The sequence below is a fragment of the Bacillus sp. JJ634 genome, assembly GCF_036962285.1.
GTDB classification, from domain to species: domain Bacteria; phylum Bacillota; class Bacilli; order Bacillales; family DSM-1321; genus Peribacillus; species Peribacillus asahii_A.
This window is the reverse complement of record NZ_JBALMU010000096.1, coordinates 1-723: the sequence shown is the minus strand read 5'-3', so window position 1 is coordinate 723 and position 723 is coordinate 1. Positions and strand designations below refer to the sequence as shown.

General features: G+C 32.9%; 1 protein-coding gene and 1 pseudogene. One reads left to right on the top strand and one right to left on the bottom strand.

All coding sequences use genetic code 11. The features are described from left to right. Window positions 1-296, top strand: a pseudogene (locus V7068_RS14485) (sulfotransferase family 2 domain-containing protein); the annotation flags it as partial. A 204-nt stretch (window positions 297-500) separates the two neighbouring features. Here V7068_RS14485 and V7068_RS14480 read toward each other — a convergent pair. After that, the gene (locus V7068_RS14480) at window positions 501-671 is read right to left on the bottom strand and encodes a hypothetical protein (protein WP_499713368.1); all 171 of its coding nucleotides are present in this window, start codon (window positions 669-671) and stop codon (window positions 501-503) included. Window positions 672-723 lie beyond the last annotated feature (52 nt).

The following is a 723-nucleotide window of genomic DNA, read 5'->3' as shown; positions in this document are numbered from 1 at the left end:
TTCAAAATTATGTACATTTAGAACATTTCACTACTAGTATAAGAAATATTGAAAAAAAATATAACCTATTAGAGTCTCCTATTCAAAATATCATTAAGTCTCCCCATCACAGGGCACAGCAAATGACCGATTACGGTAAGCAGACATTCGCAGAGGTTAATATGTCTCTGAAAACATTGTATGGAGTTTTACCAGAATATAAGAATTTTTATGATGAGGAAACAAGAGATTTAGTAAGAGAGATATTTAAAAAGGATTTTGAAAAGTATGGTTATAATCAAAATGGCCTAATTTAACCTGACAGAACCTGTAGGTTGATAAATCCATAATTAATTACACCATATGCTTGCGTAAGATTGCAACATATCTCTTGTTGTTCCACTATCCTGGAAATAAAAACGTGGTGGTAGGGAAATTTGGGCATACGAAACTAGACCTAGTAAAATTTGTTTTTTAAAAAAGAGTCTGGACTCTTAATTAGTTATATTTGTTGCGTCCCATTATGCTATGGATTCAATCGTTACTTTACAACCAAGTACCTCTAGTCGTTTTATAGATTGTTTGATCACGATTTCTTTTTTTCGACGGTCAAAGTAATCTGCACCTAACTCAACATAATGTTGCCTCTTGTTTAAAAGATGATAAGCAATTGCTAAAATGGTATGGCCCACGGCTATTTTAACACAAAAAAGGTGTTATCCCAGTAAACGTCAAATAGTCCCA